We start from the raw sequence: 25,063 nt of genomic DNA, 5'->3' as shown, positions 1-25,063 counted from the left end.
CATGACATTATTTGCTCTACGAAAATGGTTTGCCGTTCTGCTCGTATCCTGCCTCATGCTGATACAGCCTCTATCGGTGGCCAATGCTCGCTCGCCGCTTACTACTCCTTCCATCGAACAAGTAGTTGATCCCCTCATAAAAAATGAAATGAACAACTTGCATATCCCAGGCGCAGCCATTGTCATTACCCAGGGAGATCGCATCATTTATAGAAAGGGCTATGGTTTTGCCGACGTCGAACAGCAAATCCCCGTTGATCCTGAGCGTACGGTGTTTCGAATCGGTTCCGTGACCAAGTCGTTTACGGCTACTGCAGCGATGCAGCTCGTGGAAAAAGACAAACTTTCCTTACGCGAAGATTTGAATACCGTCCTAAAAGACTACAAAATTACCAATAATCGTTACGGCCCAATCACACTCCACCACCTGCTCACACATACAGCCGGTATAGATGAAAAAATTTATAAAAGAGACAACCGTCAGAGTGTGATACCGGAATTCTCGACCGAGACCGTAAATGAAACACTTCAGATGCAGGAGACGATTTTCACGCCAGGCAGCAAATTTCAATACAGTAATGCGGGCACCGGATTGTTAGGAAGTGTAATCGAACAAGCTTCCGGTCAATCTTTGCATGACTATATGCGGGAGAATATCTTCCGCCCGCTAGGTATGGATTCCGCCGAATTGTATCTCCCGCAGGACAGGAGCAATCTGGCTAAAAGCTATTATTACGACGGAAACGGCTATCAAACGATTCCTTACTCGGGGATTATTTTCCCAGGGAGTGGTGCTGCTAATATGACACCCGTCGACTTCGCCCCCTATATGATCGCCCATCTTTCTGGCGGCAGCTATAACGGCACATCTCTGCTCAAACCAGAAACTGTCCAGCTTATGCATGCCCAACAATTCGCGGCCCATAAACGCATGTACGGGATCGGCTACGGCTTTTTTAAAGGAGAGACGAAAAACGGCATTCCTACCCTATGGGCAAACGGTGGGATTGATGGCTTTACCTCGAAAATGGTGCTGATTCCCTCAGAATCACTCGGCATCTTTGTTACGGTGAACGCCACGCATGCTGGCTTGGAGCTGCATAGCAAGGTCATGAACGCGTTTGCCGATAAGCTACTGACAGAGCAAGTCCGCAAGCCCCTAACTCCTGTTGATGGCACCATAGACGAAATGAAAAAGCTGGAAGGTCAATATCTGCTTACCCTGACGCCCGAGAATGGCTGGGGCAAAGGGCTTCGGCTACTCAGTAGCTACACCTACACAGTGAAGGCATTGGACGCGCAGACGATATCCGTGACTGGTTTGTTCCAAAATGAAGGACAGCAATCCCTTGAGAAAAAGTTTGTGCAGGTAGACGATCATTTCTTTCAAGAGATCGGCGGTGAGGAACAACTATATTTTCACGAGGAACAAGGGAAATTTTATATGACAGGACCGATGAACTTTTCGCTCCCTCGTATCTCCTTCATCGAAAGTCCCTCTGTTCTACTGGCTCTGTATGTGATTCCCGGAATCGTGTTCATCCTTCTTTCGCTCATCTGGATCGCTCGTTTCGGGCTACGCAAATGGCGCAATCAATCGCACGCTATTTCGAAGATCGTTCCGATTATGGCTCTGCTTCACAGCTTATTTTTCATCACCCAATTCACCTATGCAAACGCAGAGCTTGTCTATGGCTACCCGGCCCTCTACCAAGTGATTGTCGCATCCCTGCCAATTGTTTCGTTGGCCGCCGCCGCTTATTTGCTCCTGCGGATCAGAACAGCTAAGGAGCGCGATCGCTGGAAGGTAGCGAATGGCGCAGCAGCGGTACTCTCCATCCTGTATACTGGCTATTTATTTTACTGGAACTTTCTTTCGATTCATTACTCCTAAGACTCCGATGCCGCAACTGAGCTTTACAGTTGCGGCATTTTTTTAAGCATAATGTTTGATCCAAGGAACTACCATTAAACTAAGCCGCATAAGGAGGAACGAACCATGAGTACTTCAAGCTTAAAAATCGGGATTATTCTGGGTAGCTCTCGCCCAGGTCGAGTCAGTCCCCAAGTAGGTGCGTGGCTCAAAGGAGTTGCCGATCAACGAGGAGATGCAGCCTATGAAATCGTTGATATTGCGGACTTTCACTTACCGTTCTTTGGCGATCCGAGTGGTGAGCAACAAGTAGCCGCATGGGCGGCAAAGCTATCCAGCCTGGATGGATTCGTATTCGTTACCGCCGAATACAACCACAGCATCACAGGGGTATTAAAAAACGCACTCGACCTCGCCCGCAAGGAATGGTACAACAAAGCGGCTGGTATCGTCAGCTATGGTTCATCAGGCGGCACCCGTGCAGCAGAGCACTTACGTGGAATCCTGGGGGAATTGCAGGTGGCCGACGTTCGTACACAACCTGCCTTCAATCTATTTACTGATTTTGAAAATTACACGGTCTTTACACCATCCGAATTGCATATCCCACATGTAAACGACATGTTAAATCAAGTGATTAGTTGGTCAACGGCATTACAATCGGTTCGAGACTAATAAGAAAACCTCTATCGAGGCCTTTTCAAGGAGGAGCGACCGCGTTTTAGCGGAAAGTTTCCATGCGCTCCGGAATTTATTTTATAAATTCCTATACGTTAGAAAAATGACTAGCAGCGATATCTGCTAGTCATTTCTTTTTCATTCCTCACTCATATCGCAACGCATCAATCGGATTGAGCCTCGCCGCCTTGTGAGCCGGGTAGAGCCCAAAGAAAATACCGATGGCACTGGAAAATCCGAAGGCGATTACGATACTTTCCCACGATAATAGCGGCGGCACATCGACATATTGCGAGGCAAACATGGCTGTCCCGATGCCGAGCAGCACACCAATCGTTCCACCAATCAAGCAGACGATCATCGATTCGATCAAAAACTGCAGCATAATATCTCCGTAACGCGCCCCTAACGCTTTGCGAATGCCAATTTCCCGCGTCCGCTCCGTGACAGATACGAGCATGATGTTCATGACGCCAATCCCACCGACAAACAGCGCAATCCCAGCAGCGACACTAAAAATCGTGGTGAGCGTGCCGGAAAAGGAATCCATCTCCCCCAGTGCGTTCTCGATACTATCGATTTGGTAGTAGTTTTCGCGATCGTGCCTGCGGTTTAAGTACTTCTCTGTATGCCTCTTGGCTGCTTCCATCGTTTCCTTCGACTTGGCTTTTACGGTTATCGTATGAACCATCTTCAACCCGTCCAAATTGTGTAGATAGGTAATCGGCAAATAGGCACCCTCGGATCGACCATTGTCAATCATCAGCTTGGCTTCCCTTACCACGCCAATAACGACGGCCGATGCTGTATTGTAAGTCAAACGCTTGCCAATCGGGTCTTCACCTCCGAAAAGCCCTGCCGCTAACTTTTCGGTCAAAACGATAACGGGCTTCCCCTCTCTTACTTCCTTCGTAGTAAAATATCTGCCTGCAACTATTTTCAAGTTTGGTTGAACCTTTAACAAATCCTCATTTGTTCCTTGTATACTTACGTCCTTCCCCTTTTTCGGGCCACGAACCGTTCCAAAATAAGAGGCGAAAGGCACGGCCTCTTCAATGTAGGGCGATTGTTGGGGAAGTGCATAAGCATCCTCCACTGTCAAATCAGTAAGCTTGCTTCCTTGCCCAGGGTCCCACCCAAAATAAACGCTGAAATTAGTAGCACCCAGCTTCTCCAACTGATCGGTATAGGCCTGTTGACTGCCGTTTCCTAGTGTAATTACAGCAATAACAGACATGATTCCGATGATGATCCCAGACATCGTCAAGGTAGCACGTAGCTTATTTGTCCCAATCCCTTCCAGAGCCGTACGAAAGCTTTCGAGTAAATTCACGTGAGGATCACCTCCTCGGACGGAGTAGCAAACAAGCGCTTCTCCACTCGCTCATCTCGGATGATATGACCATCTCGAAACGTAATGACGCGTTCGGCATGCTGGGCGATATCAGCCTCGTGCGTGACGAGTAGAATCGTTACCCCATGCGCATGCAGCTCCTGAAAAATCGCCATGATCTCGATGCTGGAACGACTGTCCAGATTCCCCGTCGGCTCGTCAGCAAGTAAAATCGCAGGCTGGTTGACCAGCGCTCTGGCAATGGCGACACGCTGTCTTTGACCGCCGGACAGCTGCGTCGGTTTATGTTCCATCCGCTGGCCGAGTCCGACACGCTGCAACGCCGCTTTCGCTCTTTTTTTGCGTTCTGTCATGCCGACGCCCGCATACATCATCGGCAGCTCTACATTTCGCAGCGAAGTAGCACGTGGCAACAGATGAAACGATTGAAAGACAAAGCCGATTTTTTGATTGCGTACCTGCGCCAGCCCACTATCCTTCAACTGCGTAACATCAATTCCATCCAAGACATAAGAGCCGGAGGTTGGCCGATCCAGACAACCCAGCATGTTCATAAACGTCGATTTTCCGGAACCAGAAGGTCCCACGATCGCCACGAATTCACCTTGAGCCACGTGGATATTGATATTTTGCAAAGCGAACAATTCCAGCTCATCCGTCTTGTACTGTTTGGTTAACCCCTCAATGGTCAGCATATGTATCCTCCTTTACCCCGCAAACTCTTCGGGAGATGCTTGGAAGACCACTTCATTTTCTTGCAAGGTTTCCGGCGGATTCACTACCAATTCTTCACTGCCATCCAATCCGCTTTCAATTTGGATAAACAATTCACTTTCAATCCCAGTCGTCACTTTTTTCTTCCTGGCCTTGCCATTTTCCGCTACCCAGACAAAAGAAGATCCATCTTGGTCCGTCACGACTGCCTCAACGGGGACTTGCATGGCGTTTGCTGCTTTTTGCAGGACGATGTTCACATCCACGTGAAAACCTGGCTTCAAATACTCCCTCGTCTCATTCAGATTGACAGCGACTGGCACTCTCGTACTCTCTCCATCCCGCTCTTTGCTGGTTACAGCCATAGGAGATATGCGCGACACCTTACCTTGCAACTGTTCTCCGCCTAAGGAAATGCCTGAGACCACCGCATCCTGTCCGATTTTAATTTTACGCAAATCAGATTCTCCGACTCCTGCTTCGACCATAACATCATTGGTATCTCCAACCGTGAGAATTTCCTCGCCCTTACTCAGGTACTTCCCTTTTTTCACCTTCATCGAGAGCACCGTCCCGTCAATCGGTGAAACAATGCTGCTTTGCACACGTTGCTTTTCATATTTCGCTTTTTCCAGATTCAGCTTTTGAATTTGCGCCTCGTAGGAGCGAATCTCTGACTTGTCTGGCCCTTTTTGCTTCAAGAGTAAATCTTGCTTGGCGACCTTTACGCTTGATTCCGCTGTTTGCAGCTTTTGCTTCGCCTGCTCTACAGCCTGTTGAGTAGACACGCCAGCAGTGAACAGCGATTGTGTTCGTTGGTAATCTTTTAATGCCGTTTGGTACTCGCGTTCATTCTGGGCAAGCTGCTCCTGCATTTTCGTGACTTCCTCAGGCTCCACACCTTTGGAGAGCCTTGCGATATTCGCTTCCTGAATGGTGATTTGCGCCTCGATATCCATGATTTCATTGCTGACATCGGACATGTCGATATTGCCGATCACCTGCCCTTTCGTCACTTTGTCTCCCTCTTTGATCGAGAAATTCCGCAGATCGCCTGCATAGTTGGCGAACAAGGTATGTTCATTTCGTACCATGACCATGCCCGACGTCAAAATGGTGCTTTCCAAATCGGCTGTTATCACCGTTGATAACGTGACAGGAACGCCATTCTTCTTCTCTCCCGAAGAAGCCGCATAGCCGCCGAACCCAGCCACAAGCACGCCTACCCCCAGCCAGATCCACAAACGCTTTTTCATTCCCTTACCTCCCCCAAAACTTTTACGCTCCGATAACCCTTGGCCAATAAAAAAAACCCACTTTCTCCGTTGCAGGTTCCACCCTGGCTCGTCACCCGATCAGGATAAGGAAAACTGTTAAAAGAAAAAGTGGGGTAAAACTTAAATTTTTTTAAAGTGAGGTCGTTTATTCGTGAGGCAAGCGTATTTCAAAAACGGTGCGGATCAAATTGCTCTGAGCAGAAATCGTCCCTTCATGGCGCTCGACAATATTTTTGGCGATAAATAACCCAAGACCTGTGCCTCCGTTTTGATGAGTGCGTGCCTTGTCACCCGTGTAAAACATCTCAAAAAGATGCGGCAGATCTTCCGGGGGAATCTCGTTGCCATAATTAATCACCTGCACAACGACCTCGTCGCGATCCAAAAAACCGTTGATATCAACAAACTGGCCATCTTGTCCATACCGGATGGCATTGGTCATGATATTCTCGAAAACGCGTGCCAGAAGTTCTCCGTCTCCGAGAATCGTCAAACGTGAGGCCACATTCATTCTCGTTTCCAACTGATTTTTCTCCAAGGAAGGATATAGCTCCTCGTTTAATTGCATGAGTAATTCACTCAGGTCAATCAAATTCTGTTGGATGGTGAGCATGCCGTAGTTCATTCTCGTAATTTCGAAGAGCTCATCGATCAGCTTTTCCAAACGCTGCGACTTGGTAAAAGCAATAGTCGTGTAATGCCTGGCTTGTTGCACCGTCAGCTGCTCGTCCCGCAAAATGATGTCCAAATACCCTAAAACAGAAGTCAGCGGCGTCCGCAGGTCATGCGCTAGATTCAAAACCAGCTGATCCTTGCTGCTTTCGGCAAAATCTCCTCGTTGTACAGCTTCCTGCAATTTTTCACCCGCCAGATTGATGTCCTTGGCAATATCTCCAAACTCATCGTTCGACGGTATTTGAACATGATTGGTAAAGTCACCATTCGCAAGATGATGAATCCCTCTAGAAATCTCTTGAAAATAGGTGGCATACCGTTTAGTTAGCAAGAAGAAAAACAGTATGGCTAGTGGAACAAAAATAATCAGAAAGAAGTAAATGTCCCCTATTTCTCGCATAAAATAGCGAATCGGCGTTAACAAGCTTTCAAACCTTACCTGTGTTCGATAGTAAAGCTGTAGCGTTTTAAAGATCACATAGGTAACCGCACCGGATAGAAGCAGACTTATGCCCAGAAGCTTGACTATTTGAAACCGAAAGCTCCGTATCATCTTAGCCATTAAAGGAATACCCTACTCCCCAGACTGTCTTGATCCACTTGTTCTTGGTTTTTTCTTCTCCCAGTTTCTTTCGCAAGGTGCGAATGTGCACCATGACTGTATTGCAGCCTTCATAGTACGCCTCGCCCCACACCTGCTGGAAAATATTATCCGCACTAAACACCTTCTTTGGATAGCTGGCCAGCAGGTAGAGAATATCAAACTCTTTCGGCGTTAACTCAATCGTTTCTCCGTACAGGTTCACGGTTCTCTGCTCAGGGTAAATGACAAGTCCACCTGCCTCTAAGACCTTGTTACTCGCTACTGCTACTACTGGTTGGTTCAGCTGCTTAAAGCGTCGCAGTTGGGCATTCACACGGGCAACCAATTCCATTGGATTGAATGGCTTGGTCATATAATCATCTGCGCCCATCACCAATCCTGAAATTTTATCCAGATCGGACGTCTTGGCACTCAAAAAGATAATCGGCATATTGTGCTGTTCACGTATGAGACGGGTTACCTCATAGCCGTCCAGCCCAGGCATCATAATATCGAGGATCGCCAAATCAATCGAATGCGTCTGCACAGCTTGGAGTGCTTCCCTTCCATCCGCTGCGATAATTGTGTGGTAACCTTCTTTTTTCACATGCAAGGCAACGAGCTCAGCAATCTCCGCTTCATCGTCGGCGATCAATATGGTGACCTGCTTCATCGTTTTTCCCATCCCTTTTATACATTTGCTACCATTATAGCAGGTATGAAAAAACATTTCTGTTATCTCACCATGATATCGTTCATACAATTATGGATAATAATTACTTTCAGTTTGTTTTGACTTTACCGACTTTTCTATATTACTATATTCATGTCCATATCATATCTATCATAAATATACTTGGGGGTAATTTATGAAAAAACTAATGTTTGCTGTTGTTTCTGGTTTGTTGGCACTCACGGTAAGTGCATGTGGCACTGGCACGGATCAAGCTTCCTCAACATCTGGGCAGTCGGGTGCCAAGAAGTACGTTATTGGTACAGATGCAACATACCCACCCTTTGAGTTTGAAAAAGACGGAAAGTACGTGGGAATTGACATCGACCTGATCAACGCCATCGCCAAAGAAGAGGGCTTTGAGGTAGAAATTAAGCCGATGGACTTCAAAGGAATCATTCCGGCTGTTCAAGCGAAGCAATTGGACGGAGCCATTGCAGGAATCAGCATCACCGATAAGCGCAAAGAAATTTTAGATTTCTCTGAACCTTACTATCAAGCAGGTCTTTCTCTGGTCGTACGTGAGGACAACACAACGATCAATGGAGAGGCAGATTTGGCTGGCAAAACGATTGCCATCAAAAAAGGCACGACTGGTGCGACCTTTGCTGATGAGCTCGGGAAAAAATACGGAGCGACTGTCAAATACTTCGACGATAGCCCTTCCATGTTCCAAGAGGTTCAGAACGGCAACGCTGATGTGACCATCGAAGACTATCCGGTTATCTCGTATAAAATTACGGTAGACCCTGCTTCCAAGCTAAAAATTGTAGGCGACCGTCTCAATGGTGACCACTACGGCATCGCGGTATTAAAAGGCAACAAAGAGCTGCAAGACAAACTCAACTCCGGTCTAAAGAAGCTGAAAGAGAACGGGAAATACGATGAAATCATCAACACCTACTTGAGCACCAAAAAATAAAGGCGCGAGACGCGCCTTTTTTTCACCTTAGAAAGAATGGAGTTGTCCAAATGAGCAGTAGTTGGGATGTCATTGTCGATGCGCTTCCTGTCTTGGCCCAAGGCTCTGTGGTCACGCTAAAAATAACGGTCATTTCCCTGTTTTTTGCCCTCTTAATCGGATTGCTTTTTGGCTTGATGAGCACAAGCCGGTCCAAAGTGCTTCGCGGCATTGCAACCGCTTACGTTGACTTTCTCCGCGGCACACCGCTGTTGGTTCAAATCTTCTTTATTTATTTTGGATTACCGCCTGTCCTTGATATCAAAATTCCAGAGACAACCGCAGGTATTCTTGCGCTCAGTCTCAATGCCGGAGCCTACTTGGCGGAAATTTTCCGTGGTGGAATACTCTCGATCGATAAAGGACAGATGGAAGCAGCCCGTTCCCTGGGACTCACGCACGGAAAAGCTATGCGCCTAGTTATCTTGCCCCAGGCTGTTCGCCGCATGATTCCTGCTTTCGTCAACCAATTTATCGTGACGTTAAAAGACACCTCGCTCTTAACGGTCATTGGTATCCGTGAACTGATGAACAGTGGTGAAATTATCATCTCTGGCAACTTCCGCTCGTTTGAAATTTGGGCAGTAGTAGCGGTCTTCTATTTCCTGATGATTTACATCCTCAGTCTGCTATCTCGTTCCCTTGAGAGGAGGTTCGCGAAATGATTCATGTAGAGAATTTGAAAAAGAGCTTTGGCTCGTTGGAAGTCTTAAAAGACATCTCGACTACCATTGAAGAGCGCGAAGTTGTCTGTGTCATCGGTCCCTCCGGCTCGGGAAAAAGTACGTTTCTGCGTTGCCTGAACCAGTTGGAAGAGGTGACATCGGGCAAAATCACCATTGAGGGTGTGGAGGTTACTTCCCCCAAAGTGGACATTAACAAGCTGCGAGAGCGTGTCGGCATGGTGTTTCAACGGTTCAATCTATTCCCGCATCTCACTGTATTGGAAAACATTATGCTCGCACCCAAGCACATCAAAAATTCAGAGCGTCAGCAAAATGAACAAAAGGCGCTGGAATTGCTGAAAAAAGTAGATTTGGCGGACAAGCGAGACGTGTATCCAGATCGGCTGTCAGGCGGTCAGCAACAGCGCGTAGCCATTACCCGTGCGCTCGCCATGGACCCTCATATCATGCTGTTTGACGAGCCTACCTCTGCACTCGACCCGGAAATGGTAGGGGAAGTTCTTCAGGTGATGAAAGATTTGGCCAAAGAAGGAATGACGATGGTCGTGGTCACGCATGAGATGGGATTTGCTCGTGAAGTAGCCGATCGCGTGATTTTCATGGATGGCGGATATATTGTAGAGGAAGGCAAGCCTGCCGAGATTTTTGACAATCCTCAGCATGAGAGAACCAAGGCGTTTCTCAGTAAAGTGCTGTAGACAAGTAACGGGCATGATGCGATTTTTCATCCATCATGCCCGCTTGTTTTTTCTATGAAACTACCTTACATATACTCATGCGCCAGCATCAAAAACACGCTGGACGTCCACGTAAAGGCCCGGTCCCTCAGTCCATCACCTGTCAGTGCATCGAAATTTTCCGCCATGCCACTGCGGGCTGCCATTCGGCAAAAACGTCTGGCAATCTCCTGAGAAAACGCTACTTCGCCTGCTCTCCGTAATCCATCTACCAACAACATCGTCACCGGTGCCCAGATCGGACCTAACCAGTAGCCATCCGCGCGGTAGAACGAGCTGGTTGGACTCTCTGTAGCCAGTCCATTCTCGGTCAAAAACCGCTCCTGCAACCCCGCAATCAGCTTGGCCCGGATGTCCTGCGGCAGCTTTTTGCCAAGCACGAGAGGCATATAGCGAATCAAGCTGTCTCCTTGGGTAGGCTGATCGCTTCCGGAGTGAGTCGCGTAGAAATTCTCCCCGTTCCAATGCTTCTCCATGAGCCGTTGCAGCGTCATTTCGGCCTTTTCCAGCCACCTCGCTGCCTCTTCATGACGTCCCAGTCTCTTCGCCAAATCCGCCAGCACATCCATTTGCAGAATCAAATACGCAGGCAGGTCCGGGCTTTCGATTGGCGCCCCATCGAGGAAAATTGTGCTGTTGTCCCAGCCGCAATCGTAGCCGTGATTGTACTGCGGAATCCCGTCCTGATCATCATCGCGGTAACGGAACCACCAATTGGTCCAGCGACAAAGCGGCTCGTACACCTCTTCTAGCATCTCGTTCGTAATCGCGTCGTTCCGATCCAGCATCCAGCGCAGCGTCCAGCCGTGAATCGGAGGCTTGCAGCAATTCCACAACGCATACCGATCATTGATAAAATCGGGGAAGACACCACTTTCGTCCTGCCTGTCGATAAAGATCATGAGCTGATCCCACGCCAGCGGCAAGTTTGCTCGCGTCAGTGCCATCGCATTGAAGCAATGATCCCAGCTCCAGATATTTGTCATCCAATTTTTGGACATGTACATCGCAGATCGTGGCAGATAGCCTTCTGGTCTCACCACACAAGACCAGGTGATGTACGCCGCGAGTTCTCGTGCTTCGTTCAAGTTTTCGCGATGCTCCTCAGACACAGAGAGTGTCTTTTCCAGCCAATCGTCGTACTCTTTTTTCACCTGCTCCCAACCATCGGCAAAGGCAGGGTAGCTGCGCTCCTTCCAGACCGTGTGGAACTCCTCCAGTACACCTTCCAAGACACCTGTTTCCTCGTCGGGATGAAAGGTTACGCTCACTTGGTGTTCACGCGATGCCTTCGTAGGGTTGACCACCAGCGCTCCAGCAAGCGGAGTCACTCGCAAACGAATTTCCGTGGAAAAGTGATTGATTTCCCAGCATTCGGCTCCTGCTTGAATCGCATAATCAGCTGCCGTCGATTCCAGCACCAGTCGCAATCCAACACCTTGACCACGTACCTGCACCAGCTGCGGCTCGCTCATGCATAGCTTCACTTCGCCTTTATCTCCGTAAAGACGCAGCAAGGTTGGCGTAGCCTCCATCTCAAATGGAATCGCCACACCATCCGCTACCATTTCGATTCGAAAAATCGCGCCATCGTGGTTGTCACCTCCACGAATATTGCGTAAATACAGCCCTTCTGCTCGCTTGGCGTTACCCAGTCGCGAGAGTACGAGATACGACCCGTATCGGCTAAAAGGAACGATTCCTAAATCAAACTGCATATGTCTCACCTCGAGGTTGCTTGGTCGATCGTTTACGATCGCGCTTTTCCATCAGACGACTGATTCTGGCGTTCATCCACCAGACGGGCAGACTCGCTCCCAACAAGATCGGCAAAACAGGAATCGCCAGCAAGAGAATCATGAGAAGGAGCAAGCCTCCCATCGTAACGAGCGAATGCAACGGAAAGGCCGCGACCAGCCAAAACGATTGCTTGAGCGTCCTCTTTACGTCTGCATCCTCCCGAACAAGCAGGGAAAAGGCGTGGCAAGAGGTAGCCGCATGCAAGAATCCGATCCCCGCAAAAACGGCCGCAATCGAGAGCCCCCACAGGGAGCCCAAGCGCAGGAAGAACACCACATCGACCCACAGAATTGCCCCTGTTAGCACCGTCCCTGCGCCAAGCCATTGGCTCCTCCAGAAGTAGTGGCAAAAAGCATGCCAGAAGGCGGACGGAAGCCCACGGTCACTCCACTTGCCGCTAAGTACGTCGTGCAGAGCAGCTGTCGCTGGATAGATTCCAAAGACGATGCCTCCCATGAGCGTGCACACCACCCACATGAGATGCGCTGCCGCCATCCGCAACAATCGCTCACCAAATTGATGAAATGACCATGCCCAGCCTTCCCACTTCGCCCGATTCCCCACTTCTGCTCCCTCCTTACTTGATAGCCTCTTACTTAATAGCAACGCCAGCTGAATTGTCTACGATATATCGTTGTGCGAGGAAAAAGAGGAGTAACGGCGGAAGCGATATCAGGAACGTTACCGCCATCAGCCCGGTAGCCTCTACTTCATACATCCCTTTAAATTGCGCCAGTCCCAGCGTCAGCGTGTACTGACTTTGGTCATTCAAGAAAATGAGTGGACCCAAATAATCGTTCCATGTGCCCAAGATGTTGAATACACTCACCAAAATCAGAGCAGGCATCATCAACGGCATAATAATCCGTGCGTAAATCTGAAACGAACCCGCACCATCAATACGCGCTGCCTCATCCAGCTCACGAGGAATGGTCAAAATAAACTGTCGCATGAGGAAAATATAAAACGCTGACCCAAAAAACGAAGGAACAATCAACGGCTTGAGCGTATTGATCCAGCCAAGGTAATTGAATTCCATGTACAGCGGGATCATCGTTACTTCCCACGGAATCATCATCGTGGCCAGAACGACCATGAACAGAAAGTCTCTCCCTTTAAACGTAAACCGAGCAAAGCCGTATGCGACCAGCGAAGACGAAATCAACTGACCAATCGTGGTCAGGATCGTCACCGTCAACGAGTTTTCCAAATAGAGGTTAAACGGCTGCGACATCCACGCATTCCCGAAGTTCTCCCAATGCAGCACATCCGGAATCCATTTTGGTGGATACTGCAAAATCTCATCGTCCGACTTGAGCGCAGTAGAGATCATCCAGTAAAACGGTGCGAGAAACAGGAAAGAGAAAAAGATCAAGCTCGCATAAGCGATCGTTTTGCGTATCACGCTTCTTCCCCTCCCCTGCGGTTGTCGCCCTCGTAGTACACCCATTTGCCGGACGTTTTAAACACGATGAAGGTCAATACCAAAATGATCGCAAACATAAACCAGGAGTTCGCCGAAGCATATCCCATCTTGAAGTATTTGAAGGCGTTGTCGTACGCGTACATGGCATAGAAATACGTAGACTGCAACGGTCCGCCTCCTGTGAGCAGGAGTGCTAGACTCAACTGCTGGAACGCACTAATGATCGTCATAATCAGGTTAAACAAAATCGTTGGGCTCACCATCGGCAGTGTAATGCGGAAAAACTTTTGCACTGCCCCTGCCCCATCAATCGAGGCCGCTTCATACAAGCTCTCCGGAATGCTTTTGAGCCCCGCCAGGAAAATCAATACCATAGAGCCTTGCCCCCACAAACTGGCGATTACCATGGCAATGAGCGCCCACGTCGTATCGTTTAGCCAATCTGGACCTGTAATCCCAACCAGACTGAGCAAATAGTTGAAAATACCGTATTCCCCGTCGTACACCCAAGCCCAAATCATCGCCAGCGCCACACCAGAAATCACGCTCGGCAAGTAAAATACGGTGCGGAAAAAGCCGCTGCCTTTTACCTTCTGATTCAGCATCATGGCCAAAAACAACGCGATGAACAAATTCAACGGTACAAACAACAACGCAAATTTAATCGTGATCCAGAGCGATTGCCAAAACAATGGATCGTCCGTAAACATATTGACGTAGTTGTCCAAGCCGACAAACGTAACCTCACCAACGACAGGCCAATCAAAAAAGCTCATGACGAGCGAAAACAGCATCGGTCCCAGCGTAAAAGCGAGAAAGCCGAGAATCCAAGGCAAGATAAAAAGATAGGGCGTAAGAAACGCCCTTCCCTTGAGTTTTTTCGGTTGAACGGTCATGGCAGGCTGTTTATGTGTCACAACACTCTCTGTATTCAATTCCCTGACCCCTTCCCGTTATTTTTCTAAAAACTTCTGGGAGTCTTTGACTGCCTTGTTCAGTAATTCCTCGGCATTTTGTCCCATCATGATCGCATTGACCGCTGCGGAAAGGTTCCGGTTGATTTCGTTCCAGTGCGGATTCAACAGGAAGGCAGGCGTATCAGTCGATTGCTCCAATGTCTTATAGAACGGCGCGTAGAGCGGGTCCTGATCGAGCTTCTTCTCTTGTACGACACTAATACGCACAGGCAAATCAGATGTACGCATCTTGATCGCATCACTGGAAACGAAGAACTTCAAAAACTCCCAAGCCAGTTCTTTGTTTTTAGAATCCTTGGCGATCGATACAGAGGAGGTTCCAATGACACCCTTACTAGGCTTGCCAGGGAATTGCGGCATCACGACCGTACCAAAATCGACATTCGCCTTCTTGTACGACTCTAGCGACCATACGCCGTTGTCATACATCGCGAGCTTACCCGCTTTGAACAAGTCGTTCCCGCTCTGCTGGTTTTTACCACCGACGAGCAAAGCGCTCTTGTCTTTCGTCAAATCACTGAAAATTTGCAGGGCTTCTGCCGTTTCCTTGCTGTTCATGTAGCCTTCGATGGTTTTTCCATCAGGGCTAATAAAGCTGCTGCCGTTGCTCCACACGAACTGCTGCAAATCGTACGTATCCGGCTCCGAACGAACAGCAAAACCGTACTGCTTCTTATCGCGAACGGTCAGCTGTTTGGCAGCCGATTTGAAATCATCCCACGTCCAGTCGTCTGTCGGAAGTGGTACATTTGCTTCGTTAAACAGCTTTTTGTTGTAGAATACGACCCGCGTCGAGAAGCCCGCTGGGAGACCGAACAATTTTCCATCAAATCGATTATAGTTTAAGAGGCCTTGGTAAAAGTCGTCGATTGCCACTGATGGGTCCTTCTTTACGTACTCATCCAATGGCTCGAGCGAGGCGTTGTACGTTGGGAAATCCCACATGTACATGACATCCGGCGGGTTTTTCGCTCCGAATGCCGCTACCAGCTTCTGATCAAAACCATCTGCATATGCCTCGACTTGTACCTTCACACCCGGATTTTTCTGTTCGAATTGTTTCGCGATATCTTGTTGGATCTTCAGCATTTGGTCCGTATCCCATGTCGCGAAACGCAATGTAACCGTTTCCTTTTTATCAGACGATGCTGGCGTTGTCGTACCTGTGTTACTAGACGTGCCGTCTGTTCCTGATGGCTGGGATTGTGAACAACCAGCTACGACGGCCAAAAGAAGTGCCATACCAGCTGCCATCCATTTTGACGCAACCTTTTTCATCTGTGATCCCCCCTAGATTTACCCCTCATTTTCTTTATTTTAATGAAGGGAAAAAAACGGTGAAACCGCCAACTGTTCGCAATAGTGCGTCAATTTGTTTCCTTTTTTTCGCTTTGTTCAGGTTTGCGCGGTGGAGTGGACGATTGTTCGACTGGACCCCTCCTTTTGTTTGAAACGGTAGTGGCTCGGGGTCATCCCTGTACATTTTTTAAACCATTTGCTGAAGTATTTCGCGTCAGGAAGACCGACTCGCTCCGCTACCTCCTGAATGGACAGAGTTGTTTCATCCAGCATCGCTCGGGCCATTTTTACCCTGCGCTTATCGAGAAACTCGCCGAAGCTCTCGCCCACTCCCTTTTTAAACATCACGCTAAAATGACTACGGCTCAGTCCCACCTGTGAAGCTACCTCACTGACCGTCAATGGCGTATCCAGACGATCGAGCGCATAATGAACAGCCTGCTTGATCGGTTCCTGCCACGGGTCTTGAATGACGCCGTACTTACGCGCCCGCTCCGTGCGTTGGTAGAGCATTCGTACCGTCTGAATCCACGGTTCGAGTCCAGCAAACGGGCCGGTTGTCTCCCAGCTCGTCACCTTTCCAGCCAGCTTCCATTCCACGAGCAAGGATTCAACCTGCCTGCCAGTACTTGCGGGAGTCAGTAAAAAACGGATATCGCCACATGCGATCCACTCCCATTGGCTGTCCAGCTCCCGTGTAATCCATGCCCGCTCCTGTTCCTCGCCATTTGCACTGCTGCCCATCCCTTCCAAGAGCCATACACGCATGGAATCGTTCATCCACGACCAGTGTGATTGCAGGAGGGAGGACAAGCTTTGCTCGAAATCCCGGCTCAAACCAGTCAACCACGCACCGAATTCCCGCTTCCATTCATCAGGGCGTTCCCTACTTTTTTCGGGTCGCGCGCTCTCGCCTGCCAGCTCAGACCGCAGCTTTTCCAACAACGTCCCCCATTCCTCATCCTGAAACTCGGTCTTCAACAAATATCCGGACACCCCGAGAGAAATTCCTTGCTGGGCAAAAGCAAAATCGCGGTGACAGCTGAGCAAAAGCATCTTTGTTTGGGGAGCGTGCTCCTTCACTCGCCTGCACAGCTCCAACCCATCCATTTCCGGCATGACGATGTCCGTAATCACCAACTCGGGCTGTATTTGCAGGAAAGCCTCCCAGCCTTTCCGACCATTCGGTGCATCCGCTACCACTTCCATCCCGTAGCGACTCCACGGCACCATTGCCTTCAGTCCTCTTCGCACCAGCACTTCGTCATCCACAATCATTACCTTGATGTTCATCAGGAATTTCCTCCCTTTTCGGCCATGTGATTTGAATTGTGGTTCCTTCTCCTCTGACAGATGAAATTTTCATGCCGTGCTCCATACGGAAATGAAGCTTGAACTTCTGATCGACGTTGTACACGCCGAGCCCTCGTTTGCTAGAACGCTCCAGATCAGGATCGAGAAGTTTGGCCAATCGCTCCGGCACAATTCCTGCACCGTCATCTTGCAACAACAGCGTCACAAGCCCTTCTTTTTCACTGACACGGATCCGGATCGTTCCGTGCCCGTCTTCGAATGCGTGGAAAAAGATATTTTCCAAAAGCGGCTGGAGAGTCATTCGCGGGATCAAATAGCGACGGCAAGCCTCTACTCCCGTTTGTTCAAATTGAAAAACGGGCCCATACCGCAGCTCTTGGATTTGCAGAAAATGCTCGACGGTTTGCAGTTCCTTTTCCAACGGGACGAGCTCCTGCGTGATGTCGAGGTTGCCCTCTAGCACTTTGATGAGATGATAGAGCATATTGCCGATTTCATTGGCGCCAGATAATCTTGCCTTCCACTGGATGGAATTGAGTGTATTAAACAACAGATGCGGATTGATCTGGTAGTGAACGGCTCGCAGCTCTGCTTCCTTTTTCAACTGCTCGGTTCGACTCACCTCGGCGATTAGCGTCTGAATCCGCCTCACCATCTGGTTGAAGCTCACCCCTAACCGCCCCAGCTCGTCTTCTGTATCGACCTCAGCTCGTGTTTGCAGCTCGCCTGTTCCTACCAGCCGCATCGTTTCTTGAAGTCGTTTGATTTTGCCTGTAATCCGTTTGGAAAATAAATACGCCAAAAGAAGTGCCAGCACGGCCGAAAGAATCAGCGCCGCGATAAAAAAGGATTGAATCACTTCCGCAGAGCGGTTCATTTGCTCGTAAGGCAAGCGCACCTGAATCATCCAGTTGTTGGACTCCAGTGGCTTGTTCCAGACGATATCGCTCTCTTGCTGGACGAACGTACCCGCAGTCTGGTAAATCAGCTCGCCATTTTTGGCTGTAATCGTAACATACGCACTCATGTCCTCTTCCAGCTGTTCAAACAACTGAAACAGCTTGCCTGCTTTCATCTCGATCAAAATCCGGCTATCCTTCAATACGCCATAACCGCTGAGAACGGGAACGACCAGACCGAGTACCTTTTCCTGATTTCGTAGCTCCGCCTCATCCTGAAATCCGACATAATGCCGTGGTGTGTAAAAACCGATCCATCGCTCCTCATCCAGCTTGGCGGGCAGCCCCTTCCACCACCATTCCCGCATCAGATCCTTTCCATTGATCACATTTTCCCCGAAAAAGTAACCGGAGGGCGTCACGATAAAAATGCCTTTTGTATCAAGGTTGCGGTGCGCCCCCAGGTATCGCTCGAAGTTTTTTTGTTCCAGGAAGCCTGTGTACGTCTTCGGCTGTTCCTCCCGCATGACGACCAACGTCGGGTCTGACACGTACGTATTGATGTCATAAGCCATGTATCTCATTTGACTCAGGTAGTTGTCGATCTGGATTTGCAGCTGCGTAGCGATATACTCGCCTGACTTGCTAAATTGCTCGCGAACGACCATCGACGATTTCCAATACGCCATACTCCCTAGCGTAATCAGCGGAATAATGGCTGCAATCAGCATAAAAGCGAGCAGCTTGGCATGAATGCTTCTGCGCGGAAAGAGCGACCATGACTTCATGTGACAGAACCACCACCGGATTTTGATTAGTTGCACTATTCAATCTTTAATTAGATTGTACAACGTTTCGGCGATGCCTTCGAGAACAATCAGCGGTTAGTCACACAAATTCCGCTTAGACAACTGAACCGGAGAAATCGTATCCTTCGAAAAAGGCGTTAGCCTCATCTGGAAGAAAAACTCCTCTGGACGCAAGGCATGCTGCTCCGATTGCTTAGGTCCGCAGCTATTGCTACCCAGCCCGTTTTGTCGATAATCGAGATGCAGTGTGACATACTCTCTTTTTACGAGATCTGTCGTGTGTTTCGCTTGCTCCAGATCGTCCGTATCATAGCGAAGTGCGCTAAATTCCAAGGTCGGTTGACCCATCGCGAAAAGCCCAATGCCTCGCTGATCCGTGATCGACATCCATTTGACGTCCGTGCGATTGCCATTTTCCTGCGGGAACACGTACGGCGTGTACAGCTCATCCACGCTCGCGTGATACACCCCGATGCGATTGGCTTCCTTGCTGTCGATGTACGCCTCTCCCGGGCCACGACCATACCACGAAACACGCTCCATATCTTTGGCGACCAATAGCTTCAAGCCGATTCGTGGCAGCATTGCTGGCGGGGTGCCTTTGGGTGTGCCTTGAACATCTACTTGCACCTCGCCATTTCCGAACACGGTATACGTATAGCGGCATGCAAATCCCCAGTCGAATACAGGCGGAGCAATCCGTACATCGCAGGTAATGACCACACGATCTGCTCGATCCTGCTGGATGCTTACATCCTCCACTCGATTTTGCAAACGATCGAGGTACACCTTGCGCCACTCTTCCACTACGTACATGTCATTGTCAATCGGAGCACGCCAAAACGTGAGTCGAGGTCCTGCCACCAACAGCTCCTTGCCTGCAAATACCCAGCTCGTCGGCACACCGCTCACTTTGTCAAAAACGAACTGAAAATCTGCTCCTGTAAGGGTGACGTCCGTTTTTGTTTCTTTCGTATCTACTCTGCCTAACACAGCCTGATAGGGAGCGACCGTAACCTGTTGGGCAGCGGTCACTGGCAAGGCAAATTGTGCCCACGCCAGCTCATGTCCTGCCTGTACCCAGCTCTCATCTTGGACCAGCACAAAGGAGAGAGTCAGCCAGTAGTCGGTCCGATCCTGTACCTGCGCGGGCAAGGTATATGGAACAGCTACAATGGTGCGAGTTCCTGCTTCTGTATGTGACAGCGACAGCGTTCCGCTCTGCACCACTTGTCCGTCTGCTGTCACACTCCAAACCATTCTCACGTGCGCAAGCGTGCGGAAATCATAGCGATTCGTAATGGTGACGAGCCCGCTTTCCAAATCATTCGCTTCGACGACGATCGGCTCAATCACTTTTTTGTATTCGAGTAATCCAGGGGATGGGGTGCGATCCGGACGAATCAGTCCGTCGATGACGAAGTTGCCATTCGTCGGGTAGTCCCCGAAGTCTCCTCCGTAGGCATAATACGCTCGCCCATCCGGCGTATATTGACGCAAGCCGTGATCAATCCATTCCCACACAAAACCGCCCTGCAAGCGTTGATATTTGTCAAACACATTGGCGTAGTCGCGCAAGCCACCGGGTCCATTTCCCATGGCATGAGCATACTCGCACATGATATGCGGCTTTTGCAAATGTTCATTTTCACCGTGCTGGATCATTTTTTCTACCGAGGAGTACATGGTGGAAAATACATCGCACACTTCTGCTTCGCGATCCTCCTCGTAGTGAATGAGGCGAGTCGGGTCCGCTTGTCGGCACCAAGCGGCCATTGCCCGGAAATTGCAGCCGAAGCCGGATTCGTTACCAAGCGACCACATGATGATCGACGGATGGTTTTTGTCCCGCTCCACCATGCGCTCCATGCGCTCCACGTATGTCTGCTCCCACTCTGGATCATCGCTCAGCTGACTAATGTTGCCCGTTAACTGAAAGCCATGCGTCTCCAAATCGGTTTCGTCCATGACATACAATCCGTACTGGTCGCACAAATCGTAAAAACGCGGATCGTTCGGGTAATGCGCGGTACGAACGGCGTTGATGTTGTAGCGCTTCATCATGAGCACATCTTCACGCATCGTTTCATACGGGACTGCACGCCCGAGATCGGGATGATGATCATGGCGGTTCACGCCGTTTAGGCGAATCGCTTTACCGTTTACGAAGAAGTTGTTTCCTTTTACTTCGATCCGTCGGAAGCCCACGCGAATCGGGATGACTTCTGTCTTTTCGCCCGACTCCTGCTCAATCGCAAGCAGCAGATGATACAGGTTTGGCTCCTCCGCCGACCATTTTTTCGGCTCCTGCACCGGAAGCTCCAAAGTCACGACCTTTTCTTGTCCGGCTGCCAGCTCGCCTGCCCCAGTGTCCGTCAGCGAAGCGATAGGCATGTAGGATGAATCCAACAGCTTTGCGGTCACGTTCACCCCATCATAGGAAGCTGCCGAACTGTTTTCTACATGGACACGTACCCGCAGCACACCATGGCGGCATTCATCATCCAGATCAGTCACGACTGCCAGATCTCTCACATGCAGCTTCGGTCTGCCAATCAGGGAAACATCCCGGAAAATCCCGCTCAAGTACCACATATCCTGATCCTCAACATACGTACCGTCCGACCATTGGTACACTTGAACAGCCAAGCGATTACTGCCTTCCTGCAACAGCTCCGTCACATCAAACTCAGATGGCAAGCGGCTTCCTTGGCTATAGCCGACTTCCTTCCCGTTCAGCCACACATGAAAAGCGCTGTCGACCCCTTCAAACCGCAGGATCACCTGCTGATTTTGCCACGCAGACGCTACGGTAAACTCTCGTAAATAGCAGCCTGTCGGGTTATCTGACGGGACATGCGGCGGATCGACCGGAAACGGATAATACAAGTCGGTGTAATGTGGTTTTCCGTACCCTTGCAGCTGCCAATGCCCTGGCACCTGAATCCGGGCCCACTCCGTTGCGTCATAATCGGCGGCAAAAAAGTTTTCCGGTACACGCAGCGGTGATTCTGCGTATGCAAACTGCCAATGCCCATTCAACAATTGAAACCACGGTGTCGCGCCTCTTTCATATGTCAGTGCTCCCGATTCTTCCGGGTAAGACAAAAAGTAAGCCCGCGCCGCCAAGCGATTTCGCTCAAGCAGCTGATGATTTGCCCAGTCATACCGTTGTTGCATCGATGTACACTCCTCTTTTTACAATTTCACGGTTCCTTGTTCCCTGTTCATTGCTTGCAGGGCCAAGGCGCCAGCACCGAGCATTCCTGCATCTGCACCGAGCTCGGCCAAAACGATCTTTGTCTGTTGATGAACGACTTCCATGGCGTACTGTTGTACACTCGCTTGTACCGGGGCCAGCAATAGCTCCCCAGCCCGGCAAACCCCACCGCCGATCACTACGAGCTGCGGGTTGCACACGTTCACCAGCACAGACAAAGCCCAGCCAGTTACTTCACACACTTCGTTCCATGCGCAGGTCGCCACCGTATCACCTTGTTCCACTGCCGTAGCCACCTGCTCAGCCGTAATCCGCTCAATCTGTCCATCGCACAGAGTAAACAGAGGAGAGGCTTTTGCTTGCCGCGGATTGGCATCGAGCTCCTTTTCTAAGCGTTCACGGGCCAGTCTCGCAATACCTGTGGCAGAGGCGACCGTCTCTACACAGCCGAGCTTGCCGCAATTGCATGGAGCAGTAAGCCCTGGATAGCGCACATGACCAATCTCTCCCGCGAATCCGTGACTGCCCCGAACGAGCTTTCCTTCGTTTACAATCCCTGCTCCCACCCCTGTACCAAGCGGCACGAAAACGAGGTGACTTACCTCACGACCCGCACCAAAAATGGCTTCTCCGAGTGCAGCTGTCCGTAAATCGTTTTCAAAAAAAAGCGGCAGTTTCACCAACTTCGCGAGTGGTGTCCGCAAGTCTGCCTGGTGCAATTGAAAGTTGGGCGAGTGAACCGATATCCCATTTTCCGCATCAAAAGGACCAGGAAATCCGATCCCTACTGCCTCTATTTGAACGGGTGATTGATCCCGCAGTTCGTTAATCAAGGCAGCCATTCGCTCGATCAAGATGGGCAAGTTGTTATGAACTTTTGTCTCCTTGGCAGCCCGGAGGAGAATTCGCCCATTCTCGTCCATGACCGCCCCTTTCATTGTCGTACCGCCGACATCGAGGCCAATTACATGGCGCATGCTACTCCTCCCTTCTGAACCAGTCATTCTACTCGACTCGCTCCACATGCATCGGTTGACTCCTCAACCTCTGCACATCGTCGGGCGCGATCATGCCCGCTCCTAACGACCGTGTATTCGCGGCGCCGCATGCCATCCCCAGCCAAATCGCATCTGGCCAAGCCAAGCCTCGCAGCCTTCCGACAAGGACACCCGCAAGCATCGAATCACCGCAGCCCACTGTATTTTTCACTTCGGTATCCGCTAACCGGATCGCGGAAATACGCCACGTCTCCTTGCCATCGCCAAACCACGCGCCCTCCTCTCCTAACGAGAGAAGGACTCGCTGGGCACCGTGCTCACGCAGTTCGCGTATGGCTCTGCATCTGGCATCGTCGCTATCCAGCGAAAATCCGAGAATCGCTTCCGCTTCCGGTCGATTGGGCTTGATGAGCGAGGGTGTTGCTTTGATTCCTTCCAGCAGGGCCTGGCCGCTCGTATCGAGCACGCATGCGGTTCCTTTCCCAGCGACACCTCGGATGAGCGCAGCGTATGTTTCGGTTGGAACGCCACCTGGCAAACTTCCGGAAAAAACCATGTACTGTGCCTGGTCCGCCAGCTCGATCAAACGCGTTTGCAAGCGACTGATCTCTTCTTCACTGGGCGCAGGACCTTGCTCTAGCACTTCTGTCACCGTCTTTTCCTGTTCGTCGAGAAAAGCGAGACACAGTCGGGATTCTCCGCTCGTTTCGATAAAGGAGGACGTAATCCCCTCACACTCGCAGCCTTCCGCGATGAATCTCCCGTTGTGACCAGCGACAAAACCGCTTGCGACTACACCCTGCCCCAATGCTTTCGCTACACGCGCTACATTTAGCCCTTTTCCGCCGGGCAAGCTCAGTACATCAGTCGTGCGATGCAGCTCTCCAGAACGAAAATGCGAGAGGCGATACGTCTTATCGATGGCCGCGTTCAGTGTGACCGTTACGAGCATGCTATCTCACCTGCACAGTAACGAGCGGCTGGCCCATTTTTTGTTTGAACAAATTGATCACTTCTACAGGGGTTGGATCGACGCCGCGAATCAGAGCAGCGTACAGCGACACGAAGTCAGCCAAGTACACGATGGAAAACAAACGAGCCATTCGGGACACGCCGTGGGAGTGAACCACCCTTACCCCACCAGCGCGCTCACGCAAAATGTCAGCGCTGATCTCTACACGTTGGGTCGTCTTCTCACTATCCTCCTGATCGCGGATGAGTGTAAAATGAACGCCCTTCAGCAGTGCAGACGGCGAATCCCACCCTACAGCCTCGTCGTGGTGAAGACTCGGAATGGCGTTCCAAAATGCCATCAGCTTGCTGTTTTCCCCGAGCTGGTTTTTCCAACGCCATGCAGGAGCATCGAAAAACGGTAGCGTTCCGTACACAACAGGTATCAGTCCATCCATCTCGATGGCGATTTGCTTGGCTTCATTATTCTCGATCGGAGAGTCCGTTCCGTAGACGTGCTTCCACTTTTCGAACAGGGCAATCGTCTCCTCGACCTCCGTACGCTTGTCGGAAATCAGCCCGAGCTTCGTCAAGATGGCGAGGATAGGCAAGAAAATGTAGCCGAGTACGATCCGAGGCATCATTCCGCCAGGTACAATCAAGCACGCATGATTGTGTTCACGAGCCAGCTCCAATACTTTTCCGCCCGCCGTAATGACGGCGATCTGTGCTCCTTTGGCGATGGCCGCTTCATAGCCGCTGACGACTTCTTCTGTATTGCCGGAGTGGCTAACGACGATGACGAGCGTCTTCGCATCCACAAAAGCCGGGATGGTGTAGCCTTGATTTAACTGAAGCGGCACTCGCAGCTCGTCAAACAAATACGACTTGATCAAATTAACGCTCGCAGCCGAACCGCCACCAGTGCCAAGCACCACAATATTTTCAATTTTAACAGAAATATTCGACACATCTAAAGAATCAGATAATTGTAAGCCTGTTTTAAACTGCTCATCATAGCTTTCCGTATCTTGCAGTGCCCGAATCGTATCCAGTTCACGCAGTGCTTTTGTATCATCGAGATTCATACGCATGTAAA

21 protein-coding genes are annotated in these 25,063 nt (G+C 50.1%); 5 read left to right on the top strand and 16 right to left on the bottom strand.

What is annotated here, in order from left to right:
* Position 1: 1 nt before the first annotated feature.
* Together POF51_RS23725 and POF51_RS23720 are read left to right on the top strand one after the other, a co-directional pair.
* On the top strand, positions 2-1,894 hold the full coding sequence (locus POF51_RS23725; RefSeq protein ID WP_271756212.1) for a serine hydrolase domain-containing protein: 1,893 nt from the start codon (positions 2-4) through the stop codon (positions 1,892-1,894).
* Between the two features lie 105 nt (positions 1,895-1,999).
* Complete coding sequence (locus tag POF51_RS23720) at positions 2,000-2,548, top strand: NADPH-dependent FMN reductase (RefSeq protein ID WP_069850025.1); 549 nt, start codon at positions 2,000-2,002, stop codon at positions 2,546-2,548.
* Positions 2,549-2,696: 148 nt separating this feature from the next.
* Here the strand turns inward: POF51_RS23720 and POF51_RS23715 are convergent, their stop codons facing one another.
* The 5 genes from POF51_RS23715 to POF51_RS23695 all read right to left on the bottom strand — a co-directional run bounded on the left by POF51_RS23715 (position 2,697) and on the right by POF51_RS23695 (position 7,827).
* Positions 2,697-3,884 (bottom strand): ABC transporter permease, encoded by a 1,188-nt coding sequence (locus tag POF51_RS23715; RefSeq protein WP_069850027.1) that lies wholly within the window; start codon positions 3,882-3,884, stop codon positions 2,697-2,699.
* Positions 3,881-4,600: an ABC transporter ATP-binding protein gene (locus tag POF51_RS23710; RefSeq protein WP_069850029.1), complete on the bottom strand. Its 720-nt coding sequence runs from the start codon at positions 4,598-4,600 to the stop codon at positions 3,881-3,883. The genes POF51_RS23715 and POF51_RS23710 overlap by 4 nt, the downstream gene beginning before the upstream one ends.
* A gap of 12 nt (positions 4,601-4,612) precedes the next feature.
* Entirely contained in the window at positions 4,613-5,875 is a 1,263-nt protein-coding gene (locus POF51_RS23705; protein ID WP_069850031.1) for an efflux RND transporter periplasmic adaptor subunit, read from the bottom strand.
* Positions 5,876-6,041: 166 nt separating this feature from the next.
* Positions 6,042-7,133 carry a sensor histidine kinase gene (locus tag POF51_RS23700; RefSeq protein WP_069850033.1) on the bottom strand — a complete coding sequence of 364 codons (1,092 nt, stop codon included), beginning with the start codon at positions 7,131-7,133 and terminating at the stop codon, positions 6,042-6,044.
* A complete protein-coding gene (locus POF51_RS23695; protein ID WP_069850035.1) occupies positions 7,126-7,827 on the bottom strand; it encodes a response regulator transcription factor in 702 nt (233 codons plus the stop codon). Before POF51_RS23695 ends, POF51_RS23700 begins: the two co-directional genes overlap by 8 nt.
* 196 nt (positions 7,828-8,023) lie before the next feature.
* Here POF51_RS23695 and POF51_RS23690 point away from each other — a divergent pair, with 196 nt between their 5' ends.
* Genes POF51_RS23690 through POF51_RS23680 form a run of 3 tightly spaced genes read left to right on the top strand, consistent with a single transcriptional unit; the run spans position 8,024 to position 10,232 of the window.
* Positions 8,024-8,809, top strand: a complete 786-nt coding sequence (locus POF51_RS23690) for a transporter substrate-binding domain-containing protein (protein WP_271756211.1) — start codon at positions 8,024-8,026, stop codon at positions 8,807-8,809.
* 50 nt (positions 8,810-8,859) lie between these two features.
* A complete protein-coding gene (locus POF51_RS23685; RefSeq protein ID WP_017246731.1) occupies positions 8,860-9,513 on the top strand; it encodes an amino acid ABC transporter permease in 654 nt (217 codons plus the stop codon).
* Positions 9,510-10,232 (top strand): amino acid ABC transporter ATP-binding protein, encoded by a 723-nt coding sequence (locus POF51_RS23680; protein ID WP_017246732.1) that lies wholly within the window; start codon positions 9,510-9,512, stop codon positions 10,230-10,232. The genes POF51_RS23685 and POF51_RS23680 overlap by 4 nt, the downstream gene beginning before the upstream one ends.
* A gap of 65 nt (positions 10,233-10,297) precedes the next feature.
* On the opposite strand, the gene POF51_RS23675 is transcribed toward POF51_RS23680, so the two are convergent.
* The 11 genes from POF51_RS23675 to POF51_RS23625 all read right to left on the bottom strand — a co-directional run bounded on the left by POF51_RS23675 (position 10,298) and on the right by POF51_RS23625 (position 25,058).
* Entirely contained in the window at positions 10,298-11,989 is a 1,692-nt protein-coding gene (locus tag POF51_RS23675) for an amylo-alpha-1,6-glucosidase (protein WP_069850039.1), read from the bottom strand.
* Complete coding sequence (locus tag POF51_RS23670; RefSeq protein ID WP_069850041.1) at positions 11,979-12,635, bottom strand: YesL family protein; 657 nt, start codon at positions 12,633-12,635, stop codon at positions 11,979-11,981. The genes POF51_RS23675 and POF51_RS23670 overlap by 11 nt, the downstream gene beginning before the upstream one ends.
* A 28-nt stretch (positions 12,636-12,663) precedes the next feature.
* Entirely contained in the window at positions 12,664-13,476 is an 813-nt protein-coding gene (locus tag POF51_RS23665) for a carbohydrate ABC transporter permease (RefSeq protein ID WP_007720306.1), read from the bottom strand.
* Complete coding sequence (locus POF51_RS23660) at positions 13,473-14,393, bottom strand: carbohydrate ABC transporter permease (RefSeq protein ID WP_170831617.1); 921 nt, start codon at positions 14,391-14,393, stop codon at positions 13,473-13,475. The genes POF51_RS23665 and POF51_RS23660 overlap by 4 nt, the downstream gene beginning before the upstream one ends.
* Before the next feature lie 57 nt (positions 14,394-14,450).
* The gene (locus POF51_RS23655) at positions 14,451-15,752 is read right to left on the bottom strand and encodes an ABC transporter substrate-binding protein (protein WP_271756208.1); all 1,302 of its coding nucleotides are present in this window, start codon (positions 15,750-15,752) and stop codon (positions 14,451-14,453) included.
* Between the two features lie 117 nt (positions 15,753-15,869).
* Positions 15,870-17,066, bottom strand: coding sequence for a response regulator transcription factor (locus tag POF51_RS23650; protein ID WP_069850047.1), 1,197 nt, complete (start codon positions 17,064-17,066; stop codon positions 15,870-15,872).
* The gene (locus POF51_RS23645) at positions 17,038-18,774 is read right to left on the bottom strand and encodes a cache domain-containing sensor histidine kinase (RefSeq protein WP_069850049.1); all 1,737 of its coding nucleotides are present in this window, start codon (positions 18,772-18,774) and stop codon (positions 17,038-17,040) included. Before POF51_RS23645 ends, POF51_RS23650 begins: the two co-directional genes overlap by 29 nt.
* Before the next feature lie 96 nt (positions 18,775-18,870).
* Complete coding sequence (ebgA, locus tag POF51_RS23640) at positions 18,871-21,975, bottom strand: beta-galactosidase subunit alpha (RefSeq protein ID WP_069850051.1); 3,105 nt, start codon at positions 21,973-21,975, stop codon at positions 18,871-18,873.
* Between the two features lie 18 nt (positions 21,976-21,993).
* Positions 21,994-22,992, bottom strand: coding sequence for an ROK family protein (locus tag POF51_RS23635; RefSeq protein WP_069850052.1), 999 nt, complete (start codon positions 22,990-22,992; stop codon positions 21,994-21,996).
* 28 nt (positions 22,993-23,020) lie between these two features.
* A complete protein-coding gene (locus tag POF51_RS23630) occupies positions 23,021-23,965 on the bottom strand; it encodes a 1-phosphofructokinase family hexose kinase (protein WP_069850055.1) in 945 nt (314 codons plus the stop codon).
* Between the two features lies 1 nt (position 23,966).
* The gene (locus POF51_RS23625; RefSeq protein ID WP_069850057.1) at positions 23,967-25,058 is read right to left on the bottom strand and encodes a bifunctional phosphoglucose/phosphomannose isomerase; all 1,092 of its coding nucleotides are present in this window, start codon (positions 25,056-25,058) and stop codon (positions 23,967-23,969) included.
* Positions 25,059-25,063 lie beyond the last annotated feature (5 nt).

This window comes from Brevibacillus sp. AG (assembly GCF_028369215.1).
Lineage (GTDB): Bacteria > Bacillota > Bacilli > Brevibacillales > Brevibacillaceae > Brevibacillus > Brevibacillus porteri.
Note: the sequence above shows the minus strand (reverse complement) of the source record. Positions and strands in the feature narration are given on the sequence as shown.

Coding starts and splice junctions, on each gene's coding strand:
- POF51_RS23725 (WP_271756212.1), top strand. CDS start 2: ATGACATTATTTGCTCTACGAAAATGGTTTGCCGTTCTGCTCGTATCC.
- POF51_RS23720 (WP_069850025.1), top strand. CDS start 2,000: ATGAGTACTTCAAGCTTAAAAATCGGGATTATTCTGGGTAGCTCTCGC.
- POF51_RS23710 (WP_069850029.1), bottom strand. CDS start 4,600: ATGCTGACCATTGAGGGGTTAACCAAACAGTACAAGACGGATGAGCTG.
- POF51_RS23705 (WP_069850031.1), bottom strand. CDS start 5,875: ATGAAAAAGCGTTTGTGGATCTGGCTGGGGGTAGGCGTGCTTGTGGCT.
- POF51_RS23700 (WP_069850033.1), bottom strand. CDS start 7,133: ATGGCTAAGATGATACGGAGCTTTCGGTTTCAAATAGTCAAGCTTCTG.
- POF51_RS23695 (WP_069850035.1), bottom strand. CDS start 7,827: ATGAAGCAGGTCACCATATTGATCGCCGACGATGAAGCGGAGATTGCT.
- POF51_RS23690 (WP_271756211.1), top strand. CDS start 8,024: ATGAAAAAACTAATGTTTGCTGTTGTTTCTGGTTTGTTGGCACTCACG.
- POF51_RS23685 (WP_017246731.1), top strand. CDS start 8,860: ATGAGCAGTAGTTGGGATGTCATTGTCGATGCGCTTCCTGTCTTGGCC.
- POF51_RS23680 (WP_017246732.1), top strand. CDS start 9,510: ATGATTCATGTAGAGAATTTGAAAAAGAGCTTTGGCTCGTTGGAAGTC.
- POF51_RS23675 (WP_069850039.1), bottom strand. CDS start 11,989: ATGCAGTTTGATTTAGGAATCGTTCCTTTTAGCCGATACGGGTCGTAT.
- POF51_RS23660 (WP_170831617.1), bottom strand. CDS start 14,393: ATGACCGTTCAACCGAAAAAACTCAAGGGAAGGGCGTTTCTTACGCCC.
- POF51_RS23655 (WP_271756208.1), bottom strand. CDS start 15,752: ATGAAAAAGGTTGCGTCAAAATGGATGGCAGCTGGTATGGCACTTCTT.
- POF51_RS23650 (WP_069850047.1), bottom strand. CDS start 17,066: ATGAACATCAAGGTAATGATTGTGGATGACGAAGTGCTGGTGCGAAGA.
- POF51_RS23645 (WP_069850049.1), bottom strand. CDS start 18,774: ATGAAGTCATGGTCGCTCTTTCCGCGCAGAAGCATTCATGCCAAGCTG.
- ebgA (WP_069850051.1), bottom strand. CDS start 21,975: ATGCAACAACGGTATGACTGGGCAAATCATCAGCTGCTTGAGCGAAAT.
- POF51_RS23635 (WP_069850052.1), bottom strand. CDS start 22,992: ATGCGCCATGTAATTGGCCTCGATGTCGGCGGTACGACAATGAAAGGG.
- POF51_RS23630 (WP_069850055.1), bottom strand. CDS start 23,965: ATGCTCGTAACGGTCACACTGAACGCGGCCATCGATAAGACGTATCGC.
- POF51_RS23625 (WP_069850057.1), bottom strand. CDS start 25,058: ATGCGTATGAATCTCGATGATACAAAAGCACTGCGTGAACTGGATACG.